This is a genomic window from Actinomadura sp. 3N407, from assembly GCF_052245875.1.
Classification (GTDB): Bacteria; Actinomycetota; Actinomycetes; order Streptosporangiales; family Streptosporangiaceae; genus Spirillospora.
The window spans coordinates 208,128-233,572 of the sequence record NZ_JBQQBP010000012.1 but is presented as its reverse complement, the minus strand read 5'-3'; the positions used below and the strand labels follow the sequence as shown (position 1 = coordinate 233,572).

Annotated in this window: 23 protein-coding genes; 11 read left to right on the top strand and 12 right to left on the bottom strand. The window is 69.0% G+C overall.

The features are described 5' to 3' along the window. Positions 1 to 5 precede the first annotated feature (5 nt). Complete coding sequence (locus ACTWPP_RS28655; protein WP_443107502.1) at positions 6 to 3,344, top strand: hypothetical protein; 3,339 nt, start codon at positions 6 to 8, stop codon at positions 3,342 to 3,344. A 50-nt stretch (positions 3,345 to 3,394) separates the two neighbouring features. Further along, complete coding sequence (locus tag ACTWPP_RS28650) at positions 3,395 to 4,528, top strand: DUF2637 domain-containing protein (RefSeq protein WP_443107501.1); 1,134 nt, start codon at positions 3,395 to 3,397, stop codon at positions 4,526 to 4,528. A gap of 55 nt (positions 4,529 to 4,583) precedes the next feature. On the opposite strand, the gene ACTWPP_RS28645 is transcribed toward ACTWPP_RS28650, so the two are convergent. From ACTWPP_RS28645 to ACTWPP_RS28590, 12 genes are all read right to left on the bottom strand, one after another. Then, on the bottom strand, positions 4,584 to 4,907 hold the full coding sequence (locus ACTWPP_RS28645; protein WP_443107500.1) for a histone-like nucleoid-structuring protein Lsr2: 324 nt from the start codon (positions 4,905 to 4,907) through the stop codon (positions 4,584 to 4,586). A 168-nt stretch (positions 4,908 to 5,075) separates the two neighbouring features. Further along, the gene (locus ACTWPP_RS28640) at positions 5,076 to 5,681 is read right to left on the bottom strand and encodes a prepilin peptidase (protein ID WP_443107499.1); all 606 of its coding nucleotides are present in this window, start codon (positions 5,679 to 5,681) and stop codon (positions 5,076 to 5,078) included. A gap of 71 nt (positions 5,682 to 5,752) precedes the next feature. Beyond that, positions 5,753 to 6,085, bottom strand: a complete 333-nt coding sequence (locus tag ACTWPP_RS28635) for a hypothetical protein (protein WP_443107498.1) — start codon at positions 6,083 to 6,085, stop codon at positions 5,753 to 5,755. 498 nt (positions 6,086 to 6,583) lie between these two features. Beyond that, positions 6,584 to 7,780 (bottom strand): hypothetical protein, encoded by a 1,197-nt coding sequence (locus tag ACTWPP_RS28630; RefSeq protein ID WP_443107497.1) that lies wholly within the window; start codon positions 7,778 to 7,780, stop codon positions 6,584 to 6,586. Between the two features lie 31 nt (positions 7,781 to 7,811). Continuing rightward, positions 7,812 to 8,405 (bottom strand): hypothetical protein, encoded by a 594-nt coding sequence (locus tag ACTWPP_RS28625; RefSeq protein WP_443107496.1) that lies wholly within the window; start codon positions 8,403 to 8,405, stop codon positions 7,812 to 7,814. A gap of 286 nt (positions 8,406 to 8,691) precedes the next feature. Then, on the bottom strand, positions 8,692 to 9,528 hold the full coding sequence (locus ACTWPP_RS28620; protein WP_443107495.1) for a hypothetical protein: 837 nt from the start codon (positions 9,526 to 9,528) through the stop codon (positions 8,692 to 8,694). 134 nt (positions 9,529 to 9,662) lie between these two features. Next, the gene (locus ACTWPP_RS28615; RefSeq protein ID WP_443107494.1) at positions 9,663 to 11,342 is read right to left on the bottom strand and encodes a type IV secretory system conjugative DNA transfer family protein; all 1,680 of its coding nucleotides are present in this window, start codon (positions 11,340 to 11,342) and stop codon (positions 9,663 to 9,665) included. An 82-nt stretch (positions 11,343 to 11,424) separates the two neighbouring features. Beyond that, entirely contained in the window at positions 11,425 to 11,904 is a 480-nt protein-coding gene (locus tag ACTWPP_RS28610) for a Pycsar system effector family protein (RefSeq protein ID WP_443107493.1), read from the bottom strand. Between the two features lie 485 nt (positions 11,905 to 12,389). Continuing rightward, positions 12,390 to 12,641, bottom strand: coding sequence for a hypothetical protein (locus tag ACTWPP_RS28605; protein ID WP_443107492.1), 252 nt, complete (start codon positions 12,639 to 12,641; stop codon positions 12,390 to 12,392). Positions 12,642 to 12,958: 317 nt separating this feature from the next. Then, positions 12,959 to 15,322: a hypothetical protein gene (locus tag ACTWPP_RS28600; protein ID WP_443107491.1), complete on the bottom strand. Its 2,364-nt coding sequence runs from the start codon at positions 15,320 to 15,322 to the stop codon at positions 12,959 to 12,961. Between the two features lie 826 nt (positions 15,323 to 16,148). Then, on the bottom strand, positions 16,149 to 18,704 hold the full coding sequence (locus tag ACTWPP_RS28595) for a DNA translocase FtsK (protein ID WP_443107490.1): 2,556 nt from the start codon (positions 18,702 to 18,704) through the stop codon (positions 16,149 to 16,151). A gap of 580 nt (positions 18,705 to 19,284) precedes the next feature. Further along, complete coding sequence (locus ACTWPP_RS28590; RefSeq protein WP_443107489.1) at positions 19,285 to 19,737, bottom strand: NUDIX domain-containing protein; 453 nt, start codon at positions 19,735 to 19,737, stop codon at positions 19,285 to 19,287. A 336-nt stretch (positions 19,738 to 20,073) separates the two neighbouring features. On the opposite strand from ACTWPP_RS28590, the gene ACTWPP_RS28585 reads away from it, so the two are divergent. From ACTWPP_RS28585 to ACTWPP_RS28545, 9 genes are all read left to right on the top strand, one after another. Continuing rightward, positions 20,074 to 20,691 (top strand): hypothetical protein, encoded by a 618-nt coding sequence (locus tag ACTWPP_RS28585; RefSeq protein ID WP_443107487.1) that lies wholly within the window; start codon positions 20,074 to 20,076, stop codon positions 20,689 to 20,691. Positions 20,692 to 20,701: 10 nt separating this feature from the next. Continuing rightward, positions 20,702 to 21,136, top strand: coding sequence for a type II toxin-antitoxin system Phd/YefM family antitoxin (locus tag ACTWPP_RS28580; protein WP_443107486.1), 435 nt, complete (start codon positions 20,702 to 20,704; stop codon positions 21,134 to 21,136). A gap of 274 nt (positions 21,137 to 21,410) precedes the next feature. After that, on the top strand, positions 21,411 to 21,941 hold the full coding sequence (locus tag ACTWPP_RS28575) for a helix-turn-helix domain-containing protein (RefSeq protein WP_443107485.1): 531 nt from the start codon (positions 21,411 to 21,413) through the stop codon (positions 21,939 to 21,941). A 46-nt stretch (positions 21,942 to 21,987) separates the two neighbouring features. Beyond that, positions 21,988 to 22,329: a hypothetical protein gene (locus ACTWPP_RS28570; RefSeq protein ID WP_443107484.1), complete on the top strand. Its 342-nt coding sequence runs from the start codon at positions 21,988 to 21,990 to the stop codon at positions 22,327 to 22,329. A 44-nt stretch (positions 22,330 to 22,373) separates the two neighbouring features. Continuing rightward, positions 22,374 to 22,997: a hypothetical protein gene (locus ACTWPP_RS28565; RefSeq protein ID WP_443107483.1), complete on the top strand. Its 624-nt coding sequence runs from the start codon at positions 22,374 to 22,376 to the stop codon at positions 22,995 to 22,997. Then, the gene (locus ACTWPP_RS28560; protein ID WP_443107482.1) at positions 22,994 to 23,776 is read left to right on the top strand and encodes a hypothetical protein; all 783 of its coding nucleotides are present in this window, start codon (positions 22,994 to 22,996) and stop codon (positions 23,774 to 23,776) included. Before ACTWPP_RS28565 ends, ACTWPP_RS28560 begins: the two co-directional genes overlap by 4 nt. 46 nt (positions 23,777 to 23,822) lie before the next feature. Next, positions 23,823 to 24,131, top strand: a complete 309-nt coding sequence (locus ACTWPP_RS28555; protein WP_443107481.1) for a hypothetical protein — start codon at positions 23,823 to 23,825, stop codon at positions 24,129 to 24,131. Between the two features lie 256 nt (positions 24,132 to 24,387). After that, positions 24,388 to 24,648: a hypothetical protein gene (locus tag ACTWPP_RS28550; protein WP_443107480.1), complete on the top strand. Its 261-nt coding sequence runs from the start codon at positions 24,388 to 24,390 to the stop codon at positions 24,646 to 24,648. 174 nt (positions 24,649 to 24,822) lie between these two features. After that, complete coding sequence (locus ACTWPP_RS28545) at positions 24,823 to 25,239, top strand: endonuclease domain-containing protein (RefSeq protein WP_443107479.1); 417 nt, start codon at positions 24,823 to 24,825, stop codon at positions 25,237 to 25,239. The last annotated feature ends 206 nt before the right edge of the window (positions 25,240 to 25,445 follow it).

Genomic DNA, 25,445 nt, shown 5'->3' with positions numbered 1-25,445 from the left:
GTCTCATGGAACTCGTCCAAGGCGTCGTGGCCCTCCTCGCGCTGGCCGGCATACTTTTCGGGATCCCCCTCGTGCTGGTGAGCCTCAACGGCCTGCCCGTACCGCAAACCACACCCGACCTGGACAGCGTGGTCACGGCGCTCCGCCGCCGTGATGACGGCACGCTATTCGTCGGAAGCGTCCGTGTCATCACCTGGCTCGCCTGGGCTTACGTCGCACTGAGTGTGCTGATGGAGTTCGGCGCCCAACTCCGTGGCCGCCGCGCCCCCCGCCTGCCCGGGCTGGGATCACTCCAACACGTCGCCGCGAAACTCGTCGCCGCCGTCCTCATCGCTTTCGGCATCGGGACACCAGCCGCCATTGCCGCTACTCCCGCCCACGCCTCTCCAGCCGTCACGCTCAGCGCCCCCGCGACACCGATATCGGCGTCCCCCGCCTCAGAGCCAACCTCCACGACGCACAACCCCGCTCACCGCACTACCGAAACGCGAACCATCAAACACGGCGACACACTCTGGGGGGTCGCCGAACACGAGCTCGGACGTGGGGAGCGCTACCCCGAAATCTTCACTGCCAGCCGTGCCATGAATCAGCCGTCAGGGCTGCCCCGCATCACTGACCCTGATGAGATCCATCCCGGGCAACGAGTCGTCATTCCACAGCCGGGCGATGGCTCCACCCCCCAGCCGTCACCCCCAACGGCACCCAATTCGCCGTCCCCGACACCAACTGCCGAACCACCGAGCAGCAAGTCCCCGAATCTGACCCCACCCACACGCCAGACACCTCCCGCGGAGGCCCCCGGCACCAACCGCCCGTCACACACGGACACTCCCACCCCGCCTCCGCAAGCCCCGCCGCTGAAACAACCTTCCACCCCCTCCGAGACGCAATCGCCCTCGGCGCCGGCCTCGCAGGCGCCCCCTTCCGCCGGTGAACATGAAGACCAGGGAATCCCCTTTGTCGCCATCGCTGGGGTGAGTGCACTGGCCGCAGCTGGAATCCTGGCGGCACTCGGTGTCAAGCGGGTTCTTCAGCAGCGGCGACGGCGCCCGGGGCGACGGATCAACTTGCCCGAACCGCCCTTGAGTGACCTGGAACAGCAGTTGCGGGCTTCCGAGTCGCCGACTGACGCCGCATTTCTCGACCGGGCGCTTCGGAGTCTGGCCGTCAACCTGGCCACCGAGGGCCGCAGCGTGCCCGAGCTGACGGCAGCACGCCTGACCACCACGGGGCTGGAGGTGCAGCTGGCCACGCCGTCACCGCCCGTTCCTCCCTTCACCGCACAGGACACGCTGCTGCGCTGGTCGTGCCCGAGCAGCAGCACGGAACTCCTCGCCGGTGACCCGGCACACGAGACGGTGGCTCCGTACCCCGCCCTGGTGACCGCCGGGTTCGACACCGATGGCAACCACGTGCTCTTGGATCTGGAGTCCATCGGAGCGCTATGCCTGCGCGGTGCCGACAACATCACCACCGCGGTGCTCTGTGCACTGGCAGTAGAGCTCGCCACCAGTTCCTGGGCCGACGACATCGCTGTTCATCTCGTGGGTTTCGCCGAGCAGTTGCCCGAAGCCCTCGGAGGTGACCGGCTGCGCCACGTTCCGCACATCGACGACATCCTGCCCGACCTGGAGGCGTTGTCCACTGCTGTCGGTCAGGTCCTGGACGACTCTGGGATGGACTCCCTGCGGGCAGCGCGGACGCTCGCCGTCGCGGGAGACACCTGGACCCCTCAAATCGTGCTGATCGGCCATCCCCTCACCCCAGACCACGCAGTTCGCATCGAGCAGCTCGCTCACCAGCGTTCATCGGTCGTCGCAGTCGTCGCAGCAGCTGATGACCGCGACGAGCATGCCTGCCTGCCCGGGACAGCCGACGCGTGGAACCTCCGGCTGCAAGACGACGAGGAAGTCGACCTCCCTGAGGCCGAGGCCACCGTGAAACTGCAACGTCTGATGCCGGACGACTACCAGCGTCTACTCGGCGTGCTGCACACCGCAGGCACCGACGATGTGCCGCCGGCGCCCGATGCGACATCACCGGATCCGCCGACCGAAGAACCGCAGAAGGAAACTCCCGCAAGCGTTTCGCTCGCCGCTGATCAGCTCGTTTGGCGTCCCACCGCCGCGGGCGAGCCATCCGTTGAAGAGGCAGACGCCGCGGAACCCAGTTCAGTGGCGAAAACCGCCGCGGCCGCCGCACCGTCATCGAGTCAGAAACCGGGTGAGCAGCCAGCTCCTCCCGAGGCAGAGCCGTCCGACGATGTCACCCCGAAGATGATCGAGGAGGCCGCCGCATTCGTCGCGCAGGGCGGTGCCAGGACGCTGCCGATGCTTCAGCACAAATTCCATCTCACCGCAGCTGCTGCTCTGCAACTCATGGACAGGCTCGACCCCCGCGACGGCGCCGCACCCCAGCCAGCAGGCGGATTCCCTGCACAAAACGGCAACGGCCCTCCCGAGGCGCCTGAGAACGGCCGTGCGCAGGACACTTCCGGTGCTGGCCTCACGACGACACCGGCTCCGCTCCCGTCCACCGACGACACGACCTCCCCACCGCCCGCCGACGCCGTTCAATCCCCACAGCCGCATCGCGCGCCTCGGGTCAAGGTGCTCGGCCCCGTGACGATCGTCGGAGCCGACGGCGACGGCGGAACCCGCCGGGCCAGCCTCACCGAAATCGCGGCCTACTTGGTGCTGCATCCCGGCTGTGATCACCACATGCTCACCGAAGCGATCTGGCCAGGCCGCCGCACCGACGCCGCGACCCGCAACAGCCAGATCTCACGGCTCCGCAGGTGGTTGGGAACCGATCCCGACGGCAATCCTTACTTGCCTCTGGTCGCCGAATCGGGACGCTATGCACTGGCCGACAGCATCACCAGCGACTGGAGCCAGTTCAGGTCACTGGCCATCCAAGGGTTGAACGCAGGCGCTGCGGGCCGGGACAAGCTGTGGCGCGCGCTCGACCTCGTACAGGGACAGCCCTTCGCCGGTGTGAACCCGCGCCGCTACGTCTGGGCGGAGTACCTCCGCCAGGAAATGATCTCCACGGTTGTGGACGTGGCGCATTCCCTCGCCGAATCTTGCCTGGCGGCTCACGACTCGCAAGGCGCCAAGAACGCCGCAGCCAAGGGGCTCCTCGCCGCCCCCGAGTCTGAACTTCTGTGGTGCGACCTCATCCTCGCAGAGCACCAGGCCGGCGACATGAAGGGAGTCGAAGCCGCTATCGACCGGCTCACCACCCGCAATGACGAACTCGGGGTCGACCTGGAAGCCCGCACGATCGAGGTCCTCCAGCACGTCCTCCACGCCAGCCGTAACGCGAGCGCAGCCGGATGAGCCCCAGCCCCGGTCCCGCCCCACGCGGCACCTGGAAGGAACCGCACCACGTGACTGCCGACTCCCCCACCACACCCCGGCTGACCGCACTGCACCTGAGTCTGCTCATCCTTGCCATCGCAGGGTTCGCCCCCTTGGCAGCGATCTCCTTCATGGGCAGCTTCGAGGCCCTGGAGACCGAAGCAGTTCGGCGTGGGTTCCCGCCCGACAATGCGTGGCTCGTCCCTATCGGAGCCGACGCGGGCATTGTCGGGTTCTCAGTGCTCGATCTCCTGCTGACCGGCCTGCGCATGCCGATGCCGTTGCTGCATCACACAGTGCGGATGCTGACCGCCGCCACGATCTGGTTCAACGCCGCTGCCGGGCACGACCTCGTGGGAAAGAGCATGCACGCCCTTCTGCCCCTGCTCTTCATCGTCTACATCGAGGCATGGCGGCACCTCGTGCGCCGCTGGACCGGGCAGAGCGTCGGAATCGCCCGCGAAGGTATCCCGCTCGCCCGCTGGATCGCTGCGCCGATCTCTACCCCCCGCATGAAACGCCGCATGATCTTGTGGGGCGAGGGCAACTATCAGCGAGCCCTGGACACGGAACAAAGCATCCGACACGCCTATGCACAGCTGAAGAACCTTTATGGCGACGGTTGGAAGCGGGAGACCCCAGGCGACGTGCTGTGGATGCTGCGCACCGGCGTCCGCGTCGACGCCGCCTGCGCCCGGGTAGCGGAGTTGACTGAACGCGCCACCGCCGCGCCTTCTCCCGACAGAGCCCAAGCGGAGCCTGCTGCACCGCCATCGGCTGAGACCGAACCCCCTCAGCAAGCGGCTTACCGGCCCCCCGCATCAGAGGCCCCGGACCTCCCTCGCCCGCAGACCACAGCTGAGACCGGTGACACGCAAGAAGCACCAAAAGTCCAACCCCTCCCAGAGGGGATGACGCTCCAAGGGATCGCTCGTATCCACTACAAGAAGTGCAAGGAGAGCGGCACGGCGTTCGACATCAAGGAGCTTCAGGAACGCTATGGAGGCACCCCGGGGCACTGGAGGAAGATTCGGAATGCGCTGATAAGGGAGCTCGGCCCGATCGACCCCAGTCCCTCCCCGGCCACGACACAGCCGGAGGCATCAACCAACGGTCAACGGCACAACGCTGAGGAGCAACACCCCGCCCTGCAGAACGTGTGACCTGCACAACGTGCGATAGGCCAACGGCACGGCCGAACTCCGGGCCCCTGGATCGTCAATGCGCGGCGTCGTACTGACGAACCACGTGCTGGGGAATCCGCCCCCGGTCGTTGACCGCGATCCCCCTCGTCTTCGCCCAATTACGGATCTCGGTGCTGCGCCCACGGTTGGGCGGAGTCCGCCCCGCGACCTTCTTCCCCACGGGCTGGGCCTTGCGTGCGTGCTCCTGGAAGGGGGCGAGCGCGTCGCGCAGTCTCGCCGCGTTCTGCTTGTTGAGGTCGATCTCATACGCGCGCCCATCCACGGCGAACGAGACTGTTTCGTCTGCCTCGCCTCCGTCGATGTCGTCGACCAGCAGAACTTGCACCTTTTGTGCCATACGGGCAACTCCTCAACAGTGTCTGGCTTTCTCCCCGATACTAGTCGATCCGAAAGAAGAAGAGCTGTTGTCGTTCCCAATCGCGAGTCCGTCGCGGTGACTACAGCGGCGGCTTACGCGGCGCACATCACGACGATGGCGAGCACGGCGAACCAGGTGTCGTAATCGTCAGGGGAACAGCAGCAGGCCAGCCAGCGCACCCACGAGCATGAACGGCCCAAAGGGAATCTGGCTGTCCCGCTTCGCCCGCCCAGAGGCGAGCAGGGTGACGGCCCAGAGGGCACCCGAAACAAACATGCAGAGCACCCCAGCAACCCACGCCGCAAGGCCGAGCCACCCGAGGTAGAGCCCGAGAACGCCGGCGAGCTTCACATCGCCGACACCGATCGCATTTGGCGCGACGAACCACTGCGCGGCGAAAACACCACCGAGCGCCACCAATCCAATGAACGCATGCGACAAACGCGAGATATCCGCGTCTCCAAACAGCGTTGCTGCAGCCAGCAGGACCGAAGCGATCGGGTACGCCGGCAACGTCAACGGATCAGGAAGCCGATGTAGCTTGAAGTCGATGACGGCAAGGGGGACACCGACAGCGCTGAGAAAAACGAATGCAGGCAGCTCCGCGCTCCACCCGAGCCGCCACACGATCGCCACTGCGACGGACGCGCAGCCCACGGCGACAGTGATCGGATGCCGCCGGACGGGTTGAGTCCATTCCGCCTGCCAGGACCAGGTTCGCTCCGGTACGGAGGCCTCGGCGGTGGACAACACAGACTGAGCCTACGCTGATCCCGATTGCTGGGTGTGTATCCCACCGGTGTCGCTCACGCCGTCGCGGCCGGTCAGTAGCGGCGGTTACGGCGGGCCTGCTCGAGGGAGATGATGTTGCCGCCCCATGCCGCATCGGGAGGCACCGACGCCGCCTGGATGCTGTGCGCCTGGCGGCGCCGGGCGGCGGGCAGGAGTTGCTGCGGACGGCACACCGCCTTGTGCGGGGTGTAACGGTGTTCCCCGCCGGCGGGTCGTTCCCCTCGACGCAAGGCCCGCGCCCACCATGTGCCTAGATGGTCGCGACGAGCTGCCACGTTGCCGGTTCCGGTGTCGTCGGCGTCACGAACCGGGTCACGGACAGGCTCCAGCAGTTGCCGGCGCCGGTTTTCGGTGACGGCGACCAAGACGTGTTGCCCGCAGTCGGGGCAGCGAGGCCGGGACGGGGCCGGCATGCCAGGGATCATGCGGCGTCGCTCCTCCCACGCAGGATTGCCTTCTCCCTTTAGCGTACACCGGTATAGCGTAGGGATTAAGTGCGCCGACGGCTGAGATCAGCGCTTGGTCCTGCGGCGCGCGGCCTTTCGTACGGCCGTGCCGCGGCCCGGTGTCGGCGTCCTCACCGTGACCGGGCCCACCCGTCCGCACCGCCAAGACCGCATCCCCACCACGCCTACCGCCGCGACCTCGCCGCTGCGGCGTTCGGGCACGACGCCTGCGCCTTGGGTGCTCGAAAACCTCGCCGCCGCCGGGTACCGGCTCCCCAGGTCCGGGAACAGCTCGACGCCGCGGGCCGCCTACTCGGCCCCCCGTATAAGTCGCACCGGTGCGGCACTCCGGCCGGGTACCGCCGCCCCTTCCGCACCGCGCACGCCGAGTCCGACCGCTTCCGGTAGCGGACCGGGCTACTCGGCCATCCTGCCGGGCTTGCGGATCTTGTGGACGCCCTGCCTGGACATGCGGGCACGTTCGGCTATCGCCGGGTCCTTGCGGCCCCAGGCGATCGCAGCGTGCACCAGCTCCAGCCGCTCCGCGCGGGCCTCGTCCAACTCCCGCTCCAGGCGGGCCACGTCGGCGCCCACCACGGCGAGTCGGCCCCATTCCTGGTCGCGTAGCGCGGCGCGGTGCCGGGTGGCGGCGTCCACGGCACCGATCAGCCGGATCCCCTCCTGCGCGGCGCGACCCTCCTCTTGCCGGGCCCACGCTTCCAGGTCGCCGTCGGTGGCGATCGAGGTGAGCCCGCTGGTCTCCAGCGCGCGGCGCCGGGCGTCCCACTCCGGGAACTCCCAGACGGGGCGGGGGTCGTCGCCGAGCAGGAGGGTGCGGTACCAGGCGCGCACACCCAGCACGTCCAGGTGGATGTAGGTGCCGTCGCCGGACGGGATACCGAACACCGTCTTGATCTCGTCGTGCCACTTCTCGTGGAGGCCGAGGAACCGGGTGATGTACTCGCACTCCTCGGCGAGCTGGCTCGGCGTCTTGTTCAGCAGGCCGGGTTTGTACACCTGCGGGAAACGCTGCACGATCTCGCCGTAGTCGACCAGGTCGGCGTCACCGCCGACGCTCGGCTGCCCCGAGTCGCACAGCCGCAGGATCTCGCGGCCGGCCCGCGCGGACGCGGCCGACCAGTCCAGTTCCGAGACCGCCTCGAAAAACCCGTCGAGCAGGGCCTGCGCATGCGGCGCGATTCCCTCCAGCAGCGTGTTGGCCGCCGCGGCGTCCAGGTAGGGGTGCCCGTGGGCGCCCGACCGGATGGTCCAGTTCAGGCGGGCGGGCACCGGCTGAAACCACATGTGGGGGCCGGACATCCCGAAGGGCGTACCGGGGTGCCAGCGTTCCCAGATCTCGCGGGGGACGTCGTTGATGGCTTTCCAGGACGGTTCCCACGGCTCCAGGTGTTCGGTGCTCTCGTGGAAGCTCAGCGTCCCGTCGCGGACATCCAAGAGCACGCTCTGGTAGTTCCCCGTGACCCGTCCGGGGATCGGCTCGGAGGAGATCACCTCGGTGACAGGGGTGATCGTGACGTGGGGCGCCGTCCAGCGTGCGACGTCGACGTGAGGAGCGGTTGGCGTGGGCGTGTCGCTGTCCTGATTCAAGCTCATGTCAACAGGTTGACGATGCAGAATTCTAATGTCAACTAGTTGACCAATTGCGGCTACTGGTCCAGGTCGCCGTTGGCCGCTGGACCACCGCTGTGATCTCTGCGCTCATCATGTTGCGCCTTTGTTGCAGGATGTCCGCGATGTGTGCGATCTGCGGCCACCATTCCGCGACCAGGTCCGCGGTGACCCTCTCGGCTTCCGCGCGGGTTACACCGGCGTCCGCCAGCAGTTCAGGCAGCCCGTCGAGGTCCCCGTCGGGGTAGTCGTTGTCCTCCTGCACCCCTGTGCGGATCGCCGAGAGTGCACAGTGCCAGCCGTCGGTCTGGTGGATGCGCCGTGCCTCGGCTTCGGGGCCCGTCAACACCACCACGGCGAGCCCAGCGAGGTGCTCGTCGGCCACTGGGTACCCGTCGCTTTCCGGAGTCGGCCGGACGACGCCCCTCCAGCGTCGTTCCCTTCGCCAGCCACGCCGATCGGTCTCGACCCAGATGCGCGCGTCATAAAAGGGGAGACCGGTGAGCACATGGGCGACAGCGTGCCCCGCCTCGTGAAAAGCGGTGAGGTCGCGCTCGCTGGCGAGTATCGCGGCTGAGCCCCGCCGCCGGAGACGCATCTTGGTGGTCATGGCGCCCCCTGGCGCCGGTACTGGTCCGGCTGGCCGAGGCCGCGGCGCGGGCCTCGGTCTCCCCGTCGACTTGATCGTCGTAGTGCGCTGCGCCGGATGCCGCCGCACAATTCGGGTGTGAATACGGTCAGCGGTTCAGGCCCGGTCCCTGGGGCGGCCAAGTCCTTGATGGCCGCGGGCCACCAGGACGGGACTTCGCCCCGCCGTGGGAATGGGCCGGCCAGGAACACGCCGGCCCCGTCGATCGGGAGGGGCTCGCGGGCCCAGACGATGATCGGGGGTGCGTTCATCGAGGGCCTCCGGCGTTTCGAGCAGCGCGGGCGTTGTCGGGGGTGGTGTTGGCGCCCGTGTGCGAGTGGCAGGAGCGGCAGCGGATGAGGTCGCCGTCCCGGCCGGTGGGGCCGCGTCGGGTGACGAGACGGGTGCCGGGATCGCAAGCGCCGCACCATTCGGGGCGGTCGCCGATCGGGGCCGGGTAAGGGAGGCGGCGGAGCCGGGCCAGGACGGCGGCGCGGGGGTTGGTGGCGCGCAGGCGGTGGGTGAGGCGTGCGGCGAGCGCGCCCGACGTCCACCCGTCGGCCATAACCAGCGCGACCCGTTTCTCCGCCTCGTGGGGGATGTACGGCTCCGCCTTCGCGCCCTTCATCTTGGGCGGCATCCAGCAGCCGATGACGGGGCCGACCAGTGCCGTCACTTCCGCGACCCCGTCGGCCCATTGCCGGGTCAGGGCCCGGTGGGCAACGTTGATGATGCGGCCGAGGTCCTTGCGCCGCTCCGCCGGCAACGCGGCCAGTTCGTCTCCGGTGGCGGTCCATTCGGCGGCCGCACCGAGTTCGCGGGCCAGCGCCAGCGCTTGCGGGTAGGAGGTGACCCCGTTCCACATGCCGCCTGCGATCAGGTGCCCGTCGCGGTGCATCACCTCCCACTGGCTGCCGTAGGTGAAGCGGGCGGTGAAGGCGCCGTCCGCGTCCTCGTCCAAGTGGGCGGTGAGGTCGAGCGGGTTGACGTTGGGAGCGATGAGCAAGCCGGGGGTGACGGTGGTGTAGGCGACGACGGGAAGGAATTCGCCCGTCGTCGTCTTCTTCTCATACGGCACCGGGGTCATCGGGATGTGCTCGGTCACGCCGTCATTCCCCCTTCAGTGGTGGTGGATGGAGCGTCGTGGATGATGTCCACGGGTCTTCCTCCTGGTGTTGAGAGGTCCGCGGAACGGACGGCTCGGGCTCTGGATGGGTGGAGCGTGGCGTGTCGCGGACTTCAGCGGACGGCAGGTACCGGGGCGTCCAGTTCGGCAGGAGTCTGTGGCGCTGGCAGCGCTGCTTGCGCTGGCGGTGAGATGACTGGCTGGTGACTGGGCCGGTCCCACACGAACGGGACACATAGCAGCCCGGGACGGGTCCGCGGGTGCAGCAGCAGCGCCTGCTGCTCGCCGATGAGCCGAATCCGCTCGGGAGGGAAGGTCGGCTCGGTGCGTTCGTGCTGAGTGCCGTCGGGAGCGGTGACAGGCACGGTCTGCTGCCCACAAAGCAGCGACAGGTCTTCCAGGTCCTGGGGGTCGGTGAACCCGCCGAACACGAGCTTGATGGTGTTGTTCCAGATGGTGCGGCCCCCGTCCTCGCCCCACCGGTCCGCCAACTGTGACCAGGACTGGACCCCGATCAGCAGCAGGTAGCCCCACCCGCCGAGGTGAGTGACCCACTGGTGCAGCGGAATGGGGCTGATCGAGGCGGCCTCATCGAGCGCGAGGGTGACCGGCGGGTCAAGGCGGGTCCCGGGGCTGGCGGCGGCGAGTTGCTTCCCAGCGTCGACGAGGTGGGCGAAGAACGCGGCCAGGAACCCAGCCTGTGTGGTGTGGGGCCGATGTGCCCCAATCAGGTAGACAGTGCCGCGCCGCGCAACGAACTCGGCCATGTCGAAGCAACCGGGCCCGGGAGTGACGACCTGCTCCATTCCGGGGTCTGATAGCCAGTCCAGTGCCGCGGTGACCAGCCCGGCGGCCTGTTCACGGGCCGGGTCCGACAGGGCACCGGCGAGTTGCACGGCCCACCCGGACGCGGCGGCAGGGTGGGTGCGTAGCACGTTGTAGGGCGCTTCTGGGATCTGCGCGTGCCGCAACTGCAGCGCCCAGGAATACACGTCGTAGATGGTGCCGCCGGTCAGCGCCGCGGCGTGCAGCAGCAGGCGTAGCAGCACGCCTGCCTCACCGGTGTTCGCGCCGGCGGTGACGGCGGCCATCAGGTATCCGGCGCGGTCGGTGGACTGTGCGGGGTCGCTGCAACCGGTCAACGGGTCCCACCGCAAGGTAGTGGGGATGCCGCCGAGCCGGTCGGTGTTCAGCACCATCACCGGCCCGGACGCGGCGCGGACGCGGGCGGTGTTGTTGTACAGGTCGGTCCGGGTTGAGGTCACCACGGCGGCGCCGGGGGCCTCCTCCACGAGGGTGGCCAGGTAACCGGACTTGCCCGATCGGGACCGGCCGAGGAGCAGCACCGGGTCCTCGAGCGATGACCACACCCCCGACCGGACCGCCAGGCCCTGCACAGACCAGCGGCGGATCCCGGCGGGGGCACCGAGGCGGATCGCGATCTGCGGCAGCGGCGTCTGCCGGGTGACGGTCAGGCCGGGCCGGGTGACTCGGCCTTTGGTACGGGCGGTGGCCGCGCCGAGCCGGTTACGGTATTCCCAGGCATCGGCGACACCCTCGTGGTCGGGGCGGGGCTGTCGGCGGCGGCGCGCGCCAGGCTGCCGCGCGCCGCCGGGCGGGCGCCGCAATCCGCTGTCGAAGGCGCGGCGGGCATACCAAGCGCCGAGAGCCGAGATGTACATCCAGGCGTAGGGGGCGTCGGGGAGATGCCATAGGTCCGGCGCCGCCTGCGCGAGGTAGCTGCCGAGGCCCCCGGCGGCCAGGACGGCTTGCTGGGCATTGATGTTCGGCATGGCTGGCTGGGCTTTCCGGTTGTGCCGCCGCCGGCCCGGCGGGGCCAGGGAGCGGCGAGAGGTATGGGACGACAGGCCTGGGTCAGGTGAGCGCTGCGGCGCCGGCGACAGCGATCGCTGCGACTGCGCACACGCTGAGGGTGATCGTGGTGCGCAGGATCTGGTTCTTGCGGAGGCAGATCCGCGACAGGATCTGCAGTTCCGCGGCTGCGTGGCGGGTGCGGGCATCGAGGGCGGCCGCGTCGACCAGGCCGGTGGATGCGACCGCCTGCTCGGCAGCGAGTTCGGCGGTCAGGTGCGCGGCGATCTCGTCCTCGTCACATACCGCCCACCGGTTGAACCCGGTCGGTCCCAGCCGGGGGCGCAACGTCCACAGCAGCAAGACCGTCGCCGCCGCGAGCAGAACGCTGGCCACCGAGAGCGGCACGATCACCAGCACCCCGGTCTTGGCGGTCATCGTCGTGCCGAGGTAAGCGGCACCGGCGCCGGTCAGGCCAGCGAGAGCACCGCATTTGGTGTCCACCCGTTCCAGTTCGCGGTACACGTCCGCGATCGCTGTCATGGTTGTTTTCCCTTCACCGGGGCGGGGCCGCTTACCCCGCCGGTCATCGTAGACTGTACACCGGTTTTGCTGGGATGGGAACGGTTCCGCATCAGGCGAGGCCTCCCTGGCGGTGCTCCATGCACAGTCGTTAGCGACCGTCCGGACAGAGAGGGCGTCACGGGGCTACACCGCGCTGGCGGCGGCCACGAGGCTGGTGTCGACGAGGAGGAGGCCGTTTGAACTGCAGCGACTCATGCCGGTGCGAGGGGGCGTCGCCACAATGGCCTTGGTCATTGCGCCGCCGCTCGGAACACTGTGGGCCGCCCAGCCCGCTCCAGCATGCCGAAATCCGCTGGTTGGTGGATCGGCGGCCGGGCGAGCGCTAATCACGTCCCCCCGGACGCGGCTGCGCCGCCCCCACCAGACGGTGGGGGCGGCGCAGAGCAATCGGGCAATGACGGGTCGGTGGTCACGGCAGAGTGGTGCCGATCTCCTTGGCAGGGTCAGGTGACCAGAGCGAACCCGGCCACGTCAGCCGGGTCGGCGGCAAGGTCTGCGTCCAGGCCGTCGATCAAGGGGGCCGGGGTGAACAGTTCCGAGTCCGGCACGATGGTCTCGCCGGCCGCGTTGCGGATTCCGCTGATGGCGCCCCCCCGCTCGGCGGTACTGGTCAGGACCAGGACGGCCTTGTCGAGAGTGGGGAACTTGACATTGGTGCGGCAGTCGCCCCGGTAGCTGTAGTCGGCGTAGAACATCCTGTGTTCCCTTCGAGTCAACGGCCCTCGCTTAGGGCCCCCGGTCACGCGCTCGCGTGTCCGGGAGGGTGGTCTCGCCGCCCACCTCCGCGATCGGGAACGCTCAGGTGGACGGCGAACTCTGCACGCATCGGGCCGGCCCAGTTCGGTTCTGCCGTCCCTGCGCCGCACGAGTCCCCCCGCCCGGCGCGTGTGGGCAAGATCCGGCCCGCACCCGTTTTGGGCCGCCCCCTTCCTGATTCGAGGCCACTCACCCACAGGCATAGTGTACACCGGTATAGGGGAATGGGAAGAGGGTGCTTCTTCCCGAACCGCGTTCACCCGGCCTCGGGGAGCCTGATCTGCTCAGGCTGGGGCCGCCGCGGTGTGTAGGTCTCGCAGGCCACCCAGGCGCCCGCGAATCCACGGCTCTCCTTAGCGCGCAGCACCGCCGGTGCGATGACATAGAACTGCTCCACTGTGGGGAACACCGGGCCGCGGGCTCGCACCCATACCCGTGGGTGCCGAGGGTCGCTATGGTCCACCCTCAGCCCCCTGTGAGCACCGCGGGCGGCCAGCGCGGCGAGCATCTGCGCGCGCGTCCCCGTGTCCAGCCGGACGGTGCGGCGCGCAGTGAACCCGCGGACGGCAGGGTCCATCTCCTCCGTCGCTTTCCCCGACCGATCCCGGACCGTCCTGCCCTTGAGAGCGCGCCGCACCTCATACAGCGACCACTCCACCTCATCCATCCGCGCCTCGAACGCTTGGACGACATGCTCCAGGCCAGGGGTCGCGGCGACCAGGTCGAACAGGCGGTCACCGCCGATAAGGCCCATCCGCTCGTTGGCGGCCAACGCGCCGTGTTCCATCAGCAGCACCTCGACGGCCTCGTCGGGGTGCCGTGCGTACCCGGCCAAGACACGCTGCCTCCCGGCGGCCGTCGCCAGCCCGAATGGGCAGTTTCCCGTCATCAGATCCTCCGCGAGGCCAAACGCCCCAGCCTGTGGGACGACCGCGCAGTAGACCTCCTCGACCCGGTCGGTGGGTTCCACAGAGACGACCTTCCAGGCCGTCCTACAGGGTCCTGGCGTCCTGGTTCGTAGCGCTTCTACCCGGCGACGGTGCTCGGCGATGATGAAGAACCAGTCCGGAAGATCCCGGACGTGCAGGTTGATCTGGTGCAGGGGCTTCGACTCGATGCCTGTGCCCTGAGTTGAGTCCCTGATTGGGGTGTAGCCGACCCCGCAGATCGCGGCGACATCTCGCACAAACTCGATGTTGCCGAGAACGGCGGAGCAGAGGGCAGCACATCCCGAGGAGGACACCGTGCCAGCTGCCGCGAAGTAGCCGGCCAGCCAGCTCAGTAGGAACGTTCGGGACTCCCCCAGCATCGGATGGTCGTTCCACGTGCATGGCATCCCGTGGACTTGCCAGCCCTGCTGCTCTTTGGAGGGGTTGCAGAGCGCGAAGAACGGCAGCAACGCTTCGTCCCTGCCGTTCTCGAAGATCGTGAGGGTCGCGGGTGAGTTCCTGCCCTTCTTCCTCGATCCGTCACCGAACACGAACCCTTGGGCAACCGCCAACGGCGCCAGCTTCTCCCGGCCGAGCGTCACCGCCTGAACGGGTTTGAGTGCATCCCCGGGGTTGAGATCGAGCGTCGTGCGCTCAAGGGTGCTGACGCCAACCTGGTGCATCCCTTCCCCGGGGGCCAGGAACCAGCGGTGCTCAGCAGTCGCGAACACGACCTTCCTTGAGCGCGAGCGTCGCAGTTCGACCTTGTAGAGCCGTTGGACACCGAACGGCCGTACCGCGGCTCGCTGGAACGTGCCCCGATGGCTCAGGTCTCCGAGCGTCCCGACCTGAGGAACCAGGAGCTCGTGTTCCCCGCCAGAGAGCTCCGCAATAGTCCGAACCCCGCCGCGGGTGACAACCTCGGTCTCTCTCGCCAAGCACATCGGGCACGCCGACTTCGGCCACTCGGCGACCCCCGTCCGGGCCGCCAGTTCGGTCAGGCAACGGTCCCGGTCCCAGCCCATCTCGACCAGCGGGTACACGCCGGTCCGCAACTGGGTGTCGTGGTGGGCGTCTCTGCCGGCGCGGGCCCGTTCCTTGCGGCTGTCCTCGAACCCCATCACCTGCACGTACGGTTCCGGTCGCCCGTCGGGCCCGCGGGCGATCGCCGCTATCGCTGGGTCGGCGGCCCACCCCTTGGCGTGGATCGAGCATCGCCGGTCGAGACCGGTGGTGGGGATGGTGCCGTTCTCCAGCATCTCGTCGATCAGCCGGTAATCTCCGCCGGTGTGCAGCACCAGAGGGTCGCAACCTGGTGCGTTGGAGTCCGACAGCCAGGTGATGCCGTGGCCCTGCAGCGGCCCCGCCCGCGCGACCTGCACCACCCGCACCGAGGCGGCGGCGAGCCGCGGAAGCACATGCTTTTCGCACAACTGCTTGGTCTCGGGCCACTCGGTGCCGGTCATCGCCACCACGACCACCAGGCGGCCCAGGTCGCAGTCACCTGGAAGGGCCGCCCGCTCCAGAGTGTGCGCGGCGCTGAGCCGCCCGGCGCGATACTCCTCAAGCAAGTCCAGTGTGTGCAGCAGCCACGCGGTGCTGTCGGCGCCCAGACCCCAGTTGACAAAGATCCGCCGTGCTCTCCCGCGCGCCGGTGCGGCTGAGGACGTCAAAGCTGGTTCGAGTACCACATGTGCCCCTCGAGGTTTGGGTGAGGGGTCGCTTACCCCTGCCCTTTACAGTGTACACCGGTATACGGCCCGGGGTGTGGCTGGTTGTCACCTTCAACACCACCCCTCACCAGCCACGACGTCGCGTGGCTCATCATCGCCGCGACGGCACCGAGGTGGTCCCTGGCGACGTCCGCGCAGACATGGCTGCCCTCCAGTAGTTAGGGCGTCGCGTCCGTAACGCGCCGGGGCGGGCCCACGCGCACGTAACCCCTGCATTCGTATGTCGGGGGCGTTGACTGCGGGACTGAGGTCACGGAGTGGGGCGTTGACGTGCCGGGCGGCCACGCCACCGGGTGGGGTGGTTGCAGACTGTGCAGCCGCAGGGCACCACCGTCCGGCCGTTGACCGGGGGGAACACGTAGACGCGGCCGCGGCACATCTCGTGCTGATTCCTGCGGCACCGCTCAGAGACATGCGGCGTCGCGGGGTCGGGCTGGTCGCCGCTTGAACTGGTGGGTTCGGATTCTTCGTCGCTCATCGCTGTCGGGCTCTGGTCGGTGTACGCACGGGTCTACCGTCCCATGACCCTATGTGCCCGCACAGCCCAGGGCGGGCAGATGTTCACTGGTCCAGTGTGTCGCGAGCCGGGCACTGCCCTTGGCGGGGGCTTCGTTGACCACCTTCTGACTGTTGCCTTGGAGGGCCGGCATGCGGAGGACGCCCGGACCTCCGGGCTGCAAGCGGGTGGGAGCTGCCGCAGGGCGAGCAATGGGCCGGCCCCCGCACCGAGAACTCCGTGCGGGGGCCGGCCCATTGCTCTGTTGTCGTGTTGTTGTGGGCGTGCTCAGCCGGCTGCGGCGGTTTCCTTCAGTTTGGCCAGGACGACGTCCAGCTGGTCGGGGGTGATCAGTACGTCGCGGGCCTTGGAGCCCTCGGAGGGGCCCACGACGCCCCGAGTGTGCATCTCGTCCATCAGGCGGGCCGCTTCGGCGTATCCGATGCGGAGTTTGCGCTGCAGCATCGATGTCGACCCGAACTGGGTAGACACGACCAGCTCAATGGCGCGGGCGAGGACGTCCAGGTGGGCGGAGGGATCGGGGCTCTGCCCCGCGCCGTTGGCCTGTGCGTGGCCGTTGCTGGTCTGCGGCTGGTCCTCGGCGAGGGTGACGTGGTCGGTGTGGCCGCTGTTCGTCGCCCACCAGCGCACTACCGCGCGGATCTCGTTCTCCGACACGTAGGGGTTCTGGAGCCGGATTGGTTCGGTTTGCCCCATCGGCAGGAAGAGCGCGTCGCCCTGCCCGACGAGTTTCTCCGCGCCAGGCCGGTCGAGGATGACGCGGCTGTCGGTCAGTGACGACGTGGCGAACGCCAGCCGGGACGGCACGTTGGCCTTGATGAGGCCGGTGACGACGTCCACCGACGGCCGCTGCGTCGCCAGCACCAGGTGGATACCGGCGGCGCGGGCGAGCTGGGTGATGCGCACCACCGAGTCCTCCACATCGCGCGGCGCCACCATCATCAGGTCAGCCAGCTCGTCCACGACGACGACCAGGTATGGGTACGGCGTGTAGACGCGGTCACTGCCGGGCGGCGCGGTCAGTTTGCCGGAGCGGACAGCCTTGTTGAAGTCGTCGATGTGCCGGAAGTTGGCGGCGGCTAGGTCGTCGTAGCGGCGGTCCATCTCACCGACGACCCATTGGAGGGCTTCGGCGGCCTTCTTGGGGCTGGTGATGATGGGAGTGAGGAGGTGCGGCACCTTGCCGTAGATGCTGAGTTCGACGCGCTTGGGGTCGATGAGGATCATCCGGACCTCTTCGGGGGTGGCGCGCATCAGGATCGCGGTGATGAGCCCGTTGATGCAGGTGGACTTCCCGGCGCCGGTGGCGCCGCCGATGAGGATGTGCGGCATCTTGGCGATGTTCGCCGCGACGGGGCGTCCCTCGACCTCTTCCCCGATACCCAACGCGAGCGGGTGCGGGTCGGCGCTGCAGACCGGGGCCTCCAGGACGTCGCGGAGCGCTACCACGTCCTTGATGGTGTTGGGGATCTCCACGCCGATCGCCGACTTGCCGGGGATCGGGGACAGGATCCGCACGTCGTTGCTCTTGACTGCCAGGGCGATGTTCTTGGTCAGCGTAGTGACCTTCTCCACCTTCACCTTCGGGCCGAGTTCGATCTCGTACCGGGTGATCGTCGGGCCGCGGGTGAATCCGGTGACCTTCGCGTCCAGTCCGAACTCCTCCAGCACGGTGTTGATGGCGGTGCGGGTCTGCTGATTCTCGATGGTTTCGCCGGTGGCTGGCGGCGACGCCTTCAGCATCGTCATCGACGGCAGTGCACGCTCACCGGACGCATCGGCTGCGGGGCGCCGCGCGGCCGGAGCGGCGGCTGTGGGGTTGAGGGGGATGTTCAGCTGGACGGGTTCGCCAGGCAGCGTGTCCCCGTCGTCGCCTGTGAGGGCATCGCCGTTGGCGGCGGAGGTGTCGGAGTCGGGGGCGTCCACTTGGGCGGCGGCCGCGTAGGGGCCGTCCTCCTCGACCTCAATGTCGATGTCGAACGGGTCCGTCGTAGCGGCGTTTGTGTCGGCGGGGTTCTGTCCGCTGGCGCTCGGCGACTCCGGGGACTCCTCGTCGGTGTCGTTCTTGGCCTGTGCCGCAGGGCGGGCGAGGCGTGCGTTGATCTGCTTGCGGAGCTGCTGCAGGCCGGGGCCGCTCAGGTAGAACCGCAGCTCCTGCCCCGACAGTCCGGTGGCGACCAGCGCACCGAATAGCGCAGCCAGCAGCAGGATGGGGACGGCACCCCAGACAGTGGCGATCCCTGCGGTTCCTCCCCCGGCCGCCCAGCCGAGCAACCCGCTGGTGATGGAGACCTTGTGCATGTCGTCGCCCGGGGTGGGGCCGCCGACGATGACGTGGATGATGCCGAGGAGCGCTGCGACGGTGATCAGGACCCCGAACACCAGGCGGCGGGTCTCGGGAACGGTGTCGCCACCGCGGCGCATCAGCCGCACACCGAGGGCGGGCAGCGCGATCGGTGCCAGATACGCCGCGATGCCGAGCAGCCCGCGGACGGCGGCGCCGAGCGCGCCGGGCAACCCGTCGTGGGCTGGGAGCCAGGTGACGGCGCCGCACAGGCACCCGACAGCGATCAGCGCGAGGCCGGTGCCGTCGCGGCGCTGTTCGGCGGGGACGTCCGCGGCCGCTTTGCGTCCAGCGCGGGCGAGTGACCCGACGAGTGTCGCGGCGGCCAGCCATACCGAGGCGACGACCACGGCAGCGGCGGCGGCGACCGGGTCCGGCTGGGCTTTGGTGCGGGGGGTGCTGGTTTTGCGGGTCGTGGTCTGCTTCTTCACGGGGGGCCGGTTACGCGAGGCGGTCCGGCGGCCGGTGCGTCTGGCCATGATGGGTCCTTCCGGCCGGGGTCGCTTGCCCCGGCGTGTTGACATGGTGGCTCAACCCGGTCCACGGTGCCGCGGGTCGGTTGCGGGATGTGCGCCGAGTGCGCATCCTGGTGTCCTTCCGGGATCGGGGTCGCTCGCCCCGCACCCAAAGCGTACACCGATCTAGCTGGGCGGGGAAGGGTGGCTGGGAACGGCAAAGCCCGGCCGGCCCCCCTTTTCGGTGGGCCGGCCGGGCTTGTGTGATATCGAGGCCGCGAGAACAGGTCAGGCCGCTCGGCGGCCACCGTGGACGACGATCAGCGACACTTGAACGTCGCCGTGGACGACTGCGTCGATGTGCGAGCACCGGCCGCGGTACCGGAACCCTTCGCAGCTGCACGCGGGGAGAGTGACGGTGTGTTCGACGCCGTCACGAGTCCGGGACGGCACTGTGACGGCGGTGGGACGGACCGGCCGCCCGTCCGCTACTGCTGGACTCACAAGATCACCTTTCTGTTGCGAACCTACCTAAAGTGTACTCCGGTATACTGACATTTCTGGGTCTGACCGGCGGCTTGCGGGCATAGTCCAGTCGCTGGATCTACGCCGCGCCGAGCGCGACCAAGAGGGCCAGGTCGCGGCGGGCGGCCGAGCGGCGGTGCTTGTGGACCTTCTTCCGCAGCGCCGCGGCGAGTGCCTTCGGGCTGGGGTGCCGCGCGGGCCTGAGTCCGCGCGCCATCTCCCGGCCAGTCGGTCGCGGCTTGCCGATCCTGCGTGTGATGGTGACGGGGTAGCAGCGGGTGACCTCGATGACACCGCAGCGCCGCACACGTATCTTGGCGGGCTTGCCGGTCACCTTCACGACAACGCCGAGCTCCTCGGCCATCTCGCGGTCCAGGCCGGCCAGCCAGGACTCCCCGGGCTTGAGCTTGCCTCCGGGCAGTTGCAGGATGTGCGGGCTGTTCCCGGTGATGCCGTAGGAACGGCCGGACGCGTCGACCACCAGGGCGCGGACCTTGCGGACCTCGCGTGTCTTGGTGCTGGGCTTGCCCATGACCGGACTCCCTCACTTGGGGTGGGGTCGCTTACCTCACACGCAAAGTGTACACCGGTATAGCGTAGGTTGGTAGGCTGGGCTGTGGGCTTTAGTGAACCTGATGTTCCGGCTGATGATCAGGAATCGGTGCCGGTGCGAACCGAAAGACGCCCCGCAGTTCCGTGAAGGGCTTGCGGGGCGTCGGCGCGTTGGTGCACGCGGAAGCGAGTCTAAGTAGGCGGGGGCACGGACGAGCACGGGGCCGAGCGGCCTTCTGTGGCTAACCCGGCGATCTAGAACGGTCCCCGTATGACACACTTGAAAAGTGGTACCACTTGTACCAGAATCAAAATCATGATGGACGAGGCCAACATCGACTACTGGGCAGAGCGCGCCGAGGCGTGCTCAACCATCGCCGCCGAGCTCGACCGCACACGCAAGACGATCCGCGGGGGCGGCCGTCCCGAGTACCGCAAGGCCGCCGACATCTTCCGCCTCGCCGCCCGCCGATCCACCAGCGATCTGCCCGGCGACCGCGAGAGCGTCAACGCCTGCGCCCGCGACGGCGCACACTTCGAGGCGCTTGCCCACCAGCGACGCCACGAACTGGACGGCACACAGGCCCCGGCCGAGCACGCCACCCACCCCCCGGCACTGACCATCGACCCCGCGTCCATCCATCGAATCGACACCATCGAGTACTGGAACCCCTTCGAGAAGGCCACCGCCAAGCGCGCGACGCTGGGCACCGCCCCCGACGGCACGCCGGTGGTCGTGTACGAAGACATCTACGACGAGGCCGACGGGCTCGGGGCAGCGCGCGGGGTACGTGGACAGCTAACCGAGGACGACATGCAGGTCGTGGAGATCCGCGCATATGCCTCCACTGAGGATGCCCGCCGCGACAGGGACGCGGAGATGCGTTGCGGTCTCATCCCGTCCGAGTTGGCGCACCTGCGCACCACGCGGTGAGGGGCTTGCAATGGCAAAGCGCATGAAGTCCCGCGAGGTCCGCGACAACTGGCGGGACGTCCTCGACCACGTCCGCGCCGGTAACGAGGTCGTCATCGAGCACTACAACAAGCCCATCGCCCGCATCGTCCCCATCAAGGAGCCCGCCATGTCCGAGCACTTCACCGCCTGGCTGGCCATGGACACCGGCTCCCTGTACGAGCCGCCGTTCGCCGACGTCTCCGTCCTGCGCGACGAACTGCGCGGGGAGGCCGACGACCCGGACGCATGGGCGGCCACCGGCGACGAGCGGTTCCGCGCGACCACCACCGTGGACGCCGAGACCGGCGACGACGAGGACGCCATACGCGAAGCCCGCGCACTGCTGGAGGCGGACGGGTGGCGACTGTCGGGCGACTGGAAGGCGTTCGACGGCGGGTACACCGTCACGGTCGAGCGCACCTGACCCCGGGCAAGACGCGGCGCCCGCGGTCCGCGCCTCGCACCTCAAGCGTTCGGGTCTTCCGGCTAGTGGGCGGGCGAGCAGGGCGTGGGCGCGAGGGTGTCCATGCCGGGGACAGTGGCGGGGGCGCGGAGGACAGTGGCGGGGGCGCGGACGGGCGCGGGGCCGAGCCGGGTTCTGTGGATAGATCGGGGATCTAGACCTCTTCTGTTATGACCCTCCCAACCATGTCACGTGCGTGACATGGTTGGGTTGCCAGCAAGCGGAGAGGGACCAGATGAACACCAGCACCGCCGCACAGCAGGCCGGAGTCACCGTCGCCACCGTGCAGAACTGGTGCCGCATTGGCGCCGTCGCCGCCCGCAAGGTCGCCGGCCGCTGGGTCATCCAGGCATCCTCCCTCACCTACCGGATCAGCCTCGGCGTCCGCCGCGTCAGGAAGGCCACGATGATCGACCTCACCGGCACCTTCACCTGGACCGAGGCCGACGGCTACGAGCGCACCGTCACCCCCAAGGTCCGGGACCGCGCCCGCCCGGACGGCCGTGTCGTCTCCATCTCCGGCCTGGCCCCGCTCCTGGCCGACCGCATCGATGCCATCGCCGACGACGGCGACCGCGGCCACGCCCTCACCGTCCTGTCCGGCGCCGTCATCGCCCTGCGCGAGGAGCCCCGGAAGTTCGCCGCCGGCGTCACGGTCCACACCCGGATGGACGGCCGGGTGTCCACCACCTACGTCGGCACCCCGGACCTGCCGGTCGACGTCGTCCTCGACCTCGCCGAGCAACTCCACGCCCAGCTCGTCTAACCCCGCGCCGACTACCCCAAGCCCATCGCCCTCAAGGAGAACCGCCGTGCCCCGTCTCAAGCGCCGCGCCGTGGACATCGACCCCGCGACCATCACACGCATCGACCGCCTCGACTACGGATGCATGGTCCGCGGAGACGGGGTGGCCCAGCGGTTCGCCCTCGGCACCGCCCCGGGCGGGACTCCGGTCGTCATCCTGGAGGACTGCTGGGACAACGACCGTGGCCTGTACCTGGCCGAGCTCGCGGGCCACACCGAGGAGGACTTGGAGGTCACGCAGGTGTGGGCGTACGGCTCGGAGGCGGAGGCCCGCCGGGACCGCGACTGGCTGGCCTGCGAGGACCTGGACGATGAGGAGCTTCAGCTCCTCAGCTACGAGCGGTACTGACCCGCGCGCGCACCGGCCTCATTCTCACCAGCAAGGAGTCTCAGTTGAGCACCGTGACGATCGGCCTGCGGCTCGGCCGGACCCTGGACGGCCAGCGGGTCACAGCCCCGCGCGACACCGTCGACCTCGACCGGCTCTCCCCTCGCGCACGCGCGCTCGCCCAGGCCGTCGTCGCGTCCCTCGGCGGCAAGGTCGGCCCCATCTGGATCGAGTGCGACCGCCCGTACGGGGAGTCGTGGGCGCAGCGGCCCGAGGCCGAGCGTGCCGCGTATGCCGACCCCGACCGCGACGCCCGGCACGTCCGCCAGGAGTGGTCCGCGTGGGACCGGTTCTACGCCGACGCGCCCGAGGACGCCTACTGGTACCTGGAGCGTCAGGCCAGCAAGATCCCCGAAGGCTGGCACGTGATCGGCCCGGACCCGCACACCCCGGTCGCCGGCGCCCAGCAGCCCGCCGAGGACTGGTTCGCCGAGGACGTCGCCGAGCACCTGGGCATCGCCGTCAGCGGCGTGCGCACCACCCTCAAGCGGCTCGGGGTCCGGCCCTACCGGCACGAGTCCGCGCCCGGCGGCGGTGTCCGTGCCGTGTACGCGGCGGCCGCGGTCCGCGCCGCGCACGCCGCCCGCCCCGGTCGCGGCGCCCGCACCGACCTGCAGCAGCGACCGTGATCGCGCCCCAGCTCAAGCGCGCCGCGGACGAGGCGTTCCGGCACGCCGCAGCCCGCGAGAAGCAGTTACTGCGTGACTATCCGGACGCGTGGCGGCTGCTCGACAAGATGCGCGCCGAACGGCCGATGCAGTGGCCCGACTGGTGCCTGCTGCCCATGGGTGCCGCCACCGCCGTCGCCACCTCCCGGCCGGCCGCGCTGCAGCCCAACACGATCGCGGTGATGAGCGCCCTGTACGCCTGGCAGTTCTCCCGGTCGGTGTGGCTGATCGAGCCCGGCCTCACCAGCCGGCTGCTCACCCAGGTCCCCGACGCCCTCACCGTGCAGGACCTGGCCGGCCTGCCCGAGTGGTGCGTCTACATTGCCGCCGCCCACCCCGAATGGCCGGGCAGCGGACTGTGGGCGCACCTGGAGCACGATGTCAACACCGGACGGCCGGAGCTGCGGCTTCTCCTCGACGTCGGCGACACCCCGATGCCGGTCCCGATCTACCTGGACCGGGGGTCGGTAGTCGAGGCCCTGGCGGATTACCGTGACACCGCGCTGGCCTCGCGAGACCGGACGGGCACCGATGTGCACGGCGCAGTGCCGGACGCCGCCGCCGCCCGCCTTGCGGACAATGTCGACGGCTACCTGGGGATCCTGTCGTATCTGGCGCGACCGGAGGCCGACATCGTCCACGGCACCCGGCCCTCCGTGCGTCCGATCAAGCCGCGCCGCCCCAAGCGGGACCGGGACGTGTGGCTGGTCGGCTACTCCAACATCCCAGAAGAGGCTTGACCTGCCCGACCTGACCGCCGAACAACCCCCATGGAAGGACCTGTCGATGGCCACCACCTGGGACTACCTCTACCTGGTCAACACGGTGATGGGTGACCTGTCGTCCTCCGCGAAGATCGAGCGGCTGGGCAAGCACGACACGCATCTGGCCGAACTGGAGCGGCTCCGGGGGCAGGTCCACGACCTGAACATGCGGATCCGCGCCGCCACACCCGGCACCGACGCCATCATGGAGGTCGATCTCCTGCACCCCGGTATGGAGGACGCCTGGCAGGGCCTGCTCATCGCTGCTCAGGACCGGTGGAAGCTCATCAACGCCGACGGTGCACTGCAGGACGAGACGCTCTGGCTGTGACACGACAAAGAACCCCGCTCCCCCGGCCGCCGAAGCGGTCGAGAAAGCGGGGCGTCCCGCATACGGCCAGCCTTCCCCAGCCGGCCGACGTGTGATCAGTCGGTGTTGCGGGCGGAGTAGACGCCCAGGAGGCCCAGAACAGCCAGGACGATGGTGATGCCCTCGTTGCTGGAGAGGGTGTCGTCGCCGACCGAGGCCATGCCTGCACGGGGACGTGCCGCAGCCGACGGAGACGGGTGAGCGTATTGTCCCCTGTGTGGCGTACGAGTTCCCGGATCACCTTGTCGAGTTGCGGCGATCGTTCAACGAGGCCGACGCTCGCATCAGCCACCTTGCTCGGGAACCGCTCGACACCCCCACAGCAAGGGATGCCTGGGAACAGGTATGGAAGCGTGCGCAGGACATTGTCCTTGCTCTGCATGCCGACCCGTTCTGGAACACGGTCGACAACCCGGCCAAAGCTCGCATGGCTCTCCAGCAAGTCGCCCGGGAGCAAGGCAGCCCGGCCGGAGGCTAGTGCCGGGCCCCACCCAGTGATGCCGCACCGGCACGCGCCCTCCTCGGACACGTCACAGGGGGAACTCGCACGGCAAAGCGGACACAGGCAGCTCAGCCCTTGAGCACCCCATACCGGTCGCGGATCTCACTGCGTCCCAGATGCCCAGCTCCCCGGACGGGTAGTGCACGAGGCGTGGACGAAGGGTTCGTGCAATACCGCAAGAAACATGGTTGGGGCCGCCCCAACGGAGACTGCCTGATCTGTGGGAAGAGTCCGCACCCGCTCGTGCACGACCACTGCCACCGGCATGGATGGGTGCGGGGAAGGATCGGTGTCGGCATCTGCAACTACTGCAATGGCCTGATGCAGGCCCTCGACCGCGGGGCGCTCCCGGGCTCCCTCCGCCGCGCTCCGGACGAGGCATACATCAAGCACTGGCTCAGATGCCCCGACTGCCGAGAGCTCGGCTGGAAAGTGACGGCCGTCTGCGCCTGCGACCAGAGTCCGGAACCGTGCCCACGCCACGAATGCGACGCCCCGCCGACCGACCCCCCATGCCCGTGGATCGGCACCGAATACCGACGTCCACTGGCTGAACCGCCCACCTGACCGCCTGACCACCCGGGGCAACGCCGGAGCGAGAACGGACCACGAGCGCGCTCAACCCGCAGCAGCGGCCCCATCGGTGGCGTCGGCGGTCCCAGGCGGGAGCGGGGAAGGCACCCAACTGCGCCCGATGGCCCCAGCCCCGGAACCCACAATTGTCAGCGGGCCTGCAGGACCATGCGGCCGCTGGGGAAAGGTTGGGCGAAGGA

What these genes read in the sequence shown, in the direction of transcription:
- ACTWPP_RS28590 (WP_443107489.1), bottom strand. Translation starts at nt 19,737, where the DNA reads ATGGGCAAGCCCAGCACCAAGACACGCGAGGTCCGCAAGGTCCGCGCC.
- ACTWPP_RS28615 (WP_443107494.1), bottom strand. Translation starts at nt 11,342, where the DNA reads ATGCCGAACATCAATGCCCAGCAAGCCGTCCTGGCCGCCGGGGGCCTC.
- ACTWPP_RS28655 (WP_443107502.1), top strand. Translation starts at nt 6, where the DNA reads ATGGAACTCGTCCAAGGCGTCGTGGCCCTCCTCGCGCTGGCCGGCATA.
- ACTWPP_RS28605 (WP_443107492.1), bottom strand. Translation starts at nt 12,641, where the DNA reads ATGTTCTACGCCGACTACAGCTACCGGGGCGACTGCCGCACCAATGTC.
- ACTWPP_RS28645 (WP_443107500.1), bottom strand. Translation starts at nt 4,907, where the DNA reads ATGGCACAAAAGGTGCAAGTTCTGCTGGTCGACGACATCGACGGAGGC.
- ACTWPP_RS28575 (WP_443107485.1), top strand. Translation starts at nt 21,411, where the DNA reads ATGAACACCAGCACCGCCGCACAGCAGGCCGGAGTCACCGTCGCCACC.
- ACTWPP_RS28595 (WP_443107490.1), bottom strand. Translation starts at nt 18,704, where the DNA reads ATGGCCAGACGCACCGGCCGCCGGACCGCCTCGCGTAACCGGCCCCCC.
- ACTWPP_RS28580 (WP_443107486.1), top strand. Translation starts at nt 20,702, where the DNA reads ATGGCAAAGCGCATGAAGTCCCGCGAGGTCCGCGACAACTGGCGGGAC.
- ACTWPP_RS28630 (WP_443107497.1), bottom strand. Translation starts at nt 7,780, where the DNA reads ATGAGCTTGAATCAGGACAGCGACACGCCCACGCCAACCGCTCCTCAC.
- ACTWPP_RS28585 (WP_443107487.1), top strand. Translation starts at nt 20,074, where the DNA reads ATGATGGACGAGGCCAACATCGACTACTGGGCAGAGCGCGCCGAGGCG.
- ACTWPP_RS28625 (WP_443107496.1), bottom strand. Translation starts at nt 8,405, where the DNA reads ATGACCACCAAGATGCGTCTCCGGCGGCGGGGCTCAGCCGCGATACTC.
- ACTWPP_RS28555 (WP_443107481.1), top strand. Translation starts at nt 23,823, where the DNA reads ATGGCCACCACCTGGGACTACCTCTACCTGGTCAACACGGTGATGGGT.
- ACTWPP_RS28610 (WP_443107493.1), bottom strand. Translation starts at nt 11,904, where the DNA reads ATGACAGCGATCGCGGACGTGTACCGCGAACTGGAACGGGTGGACACC.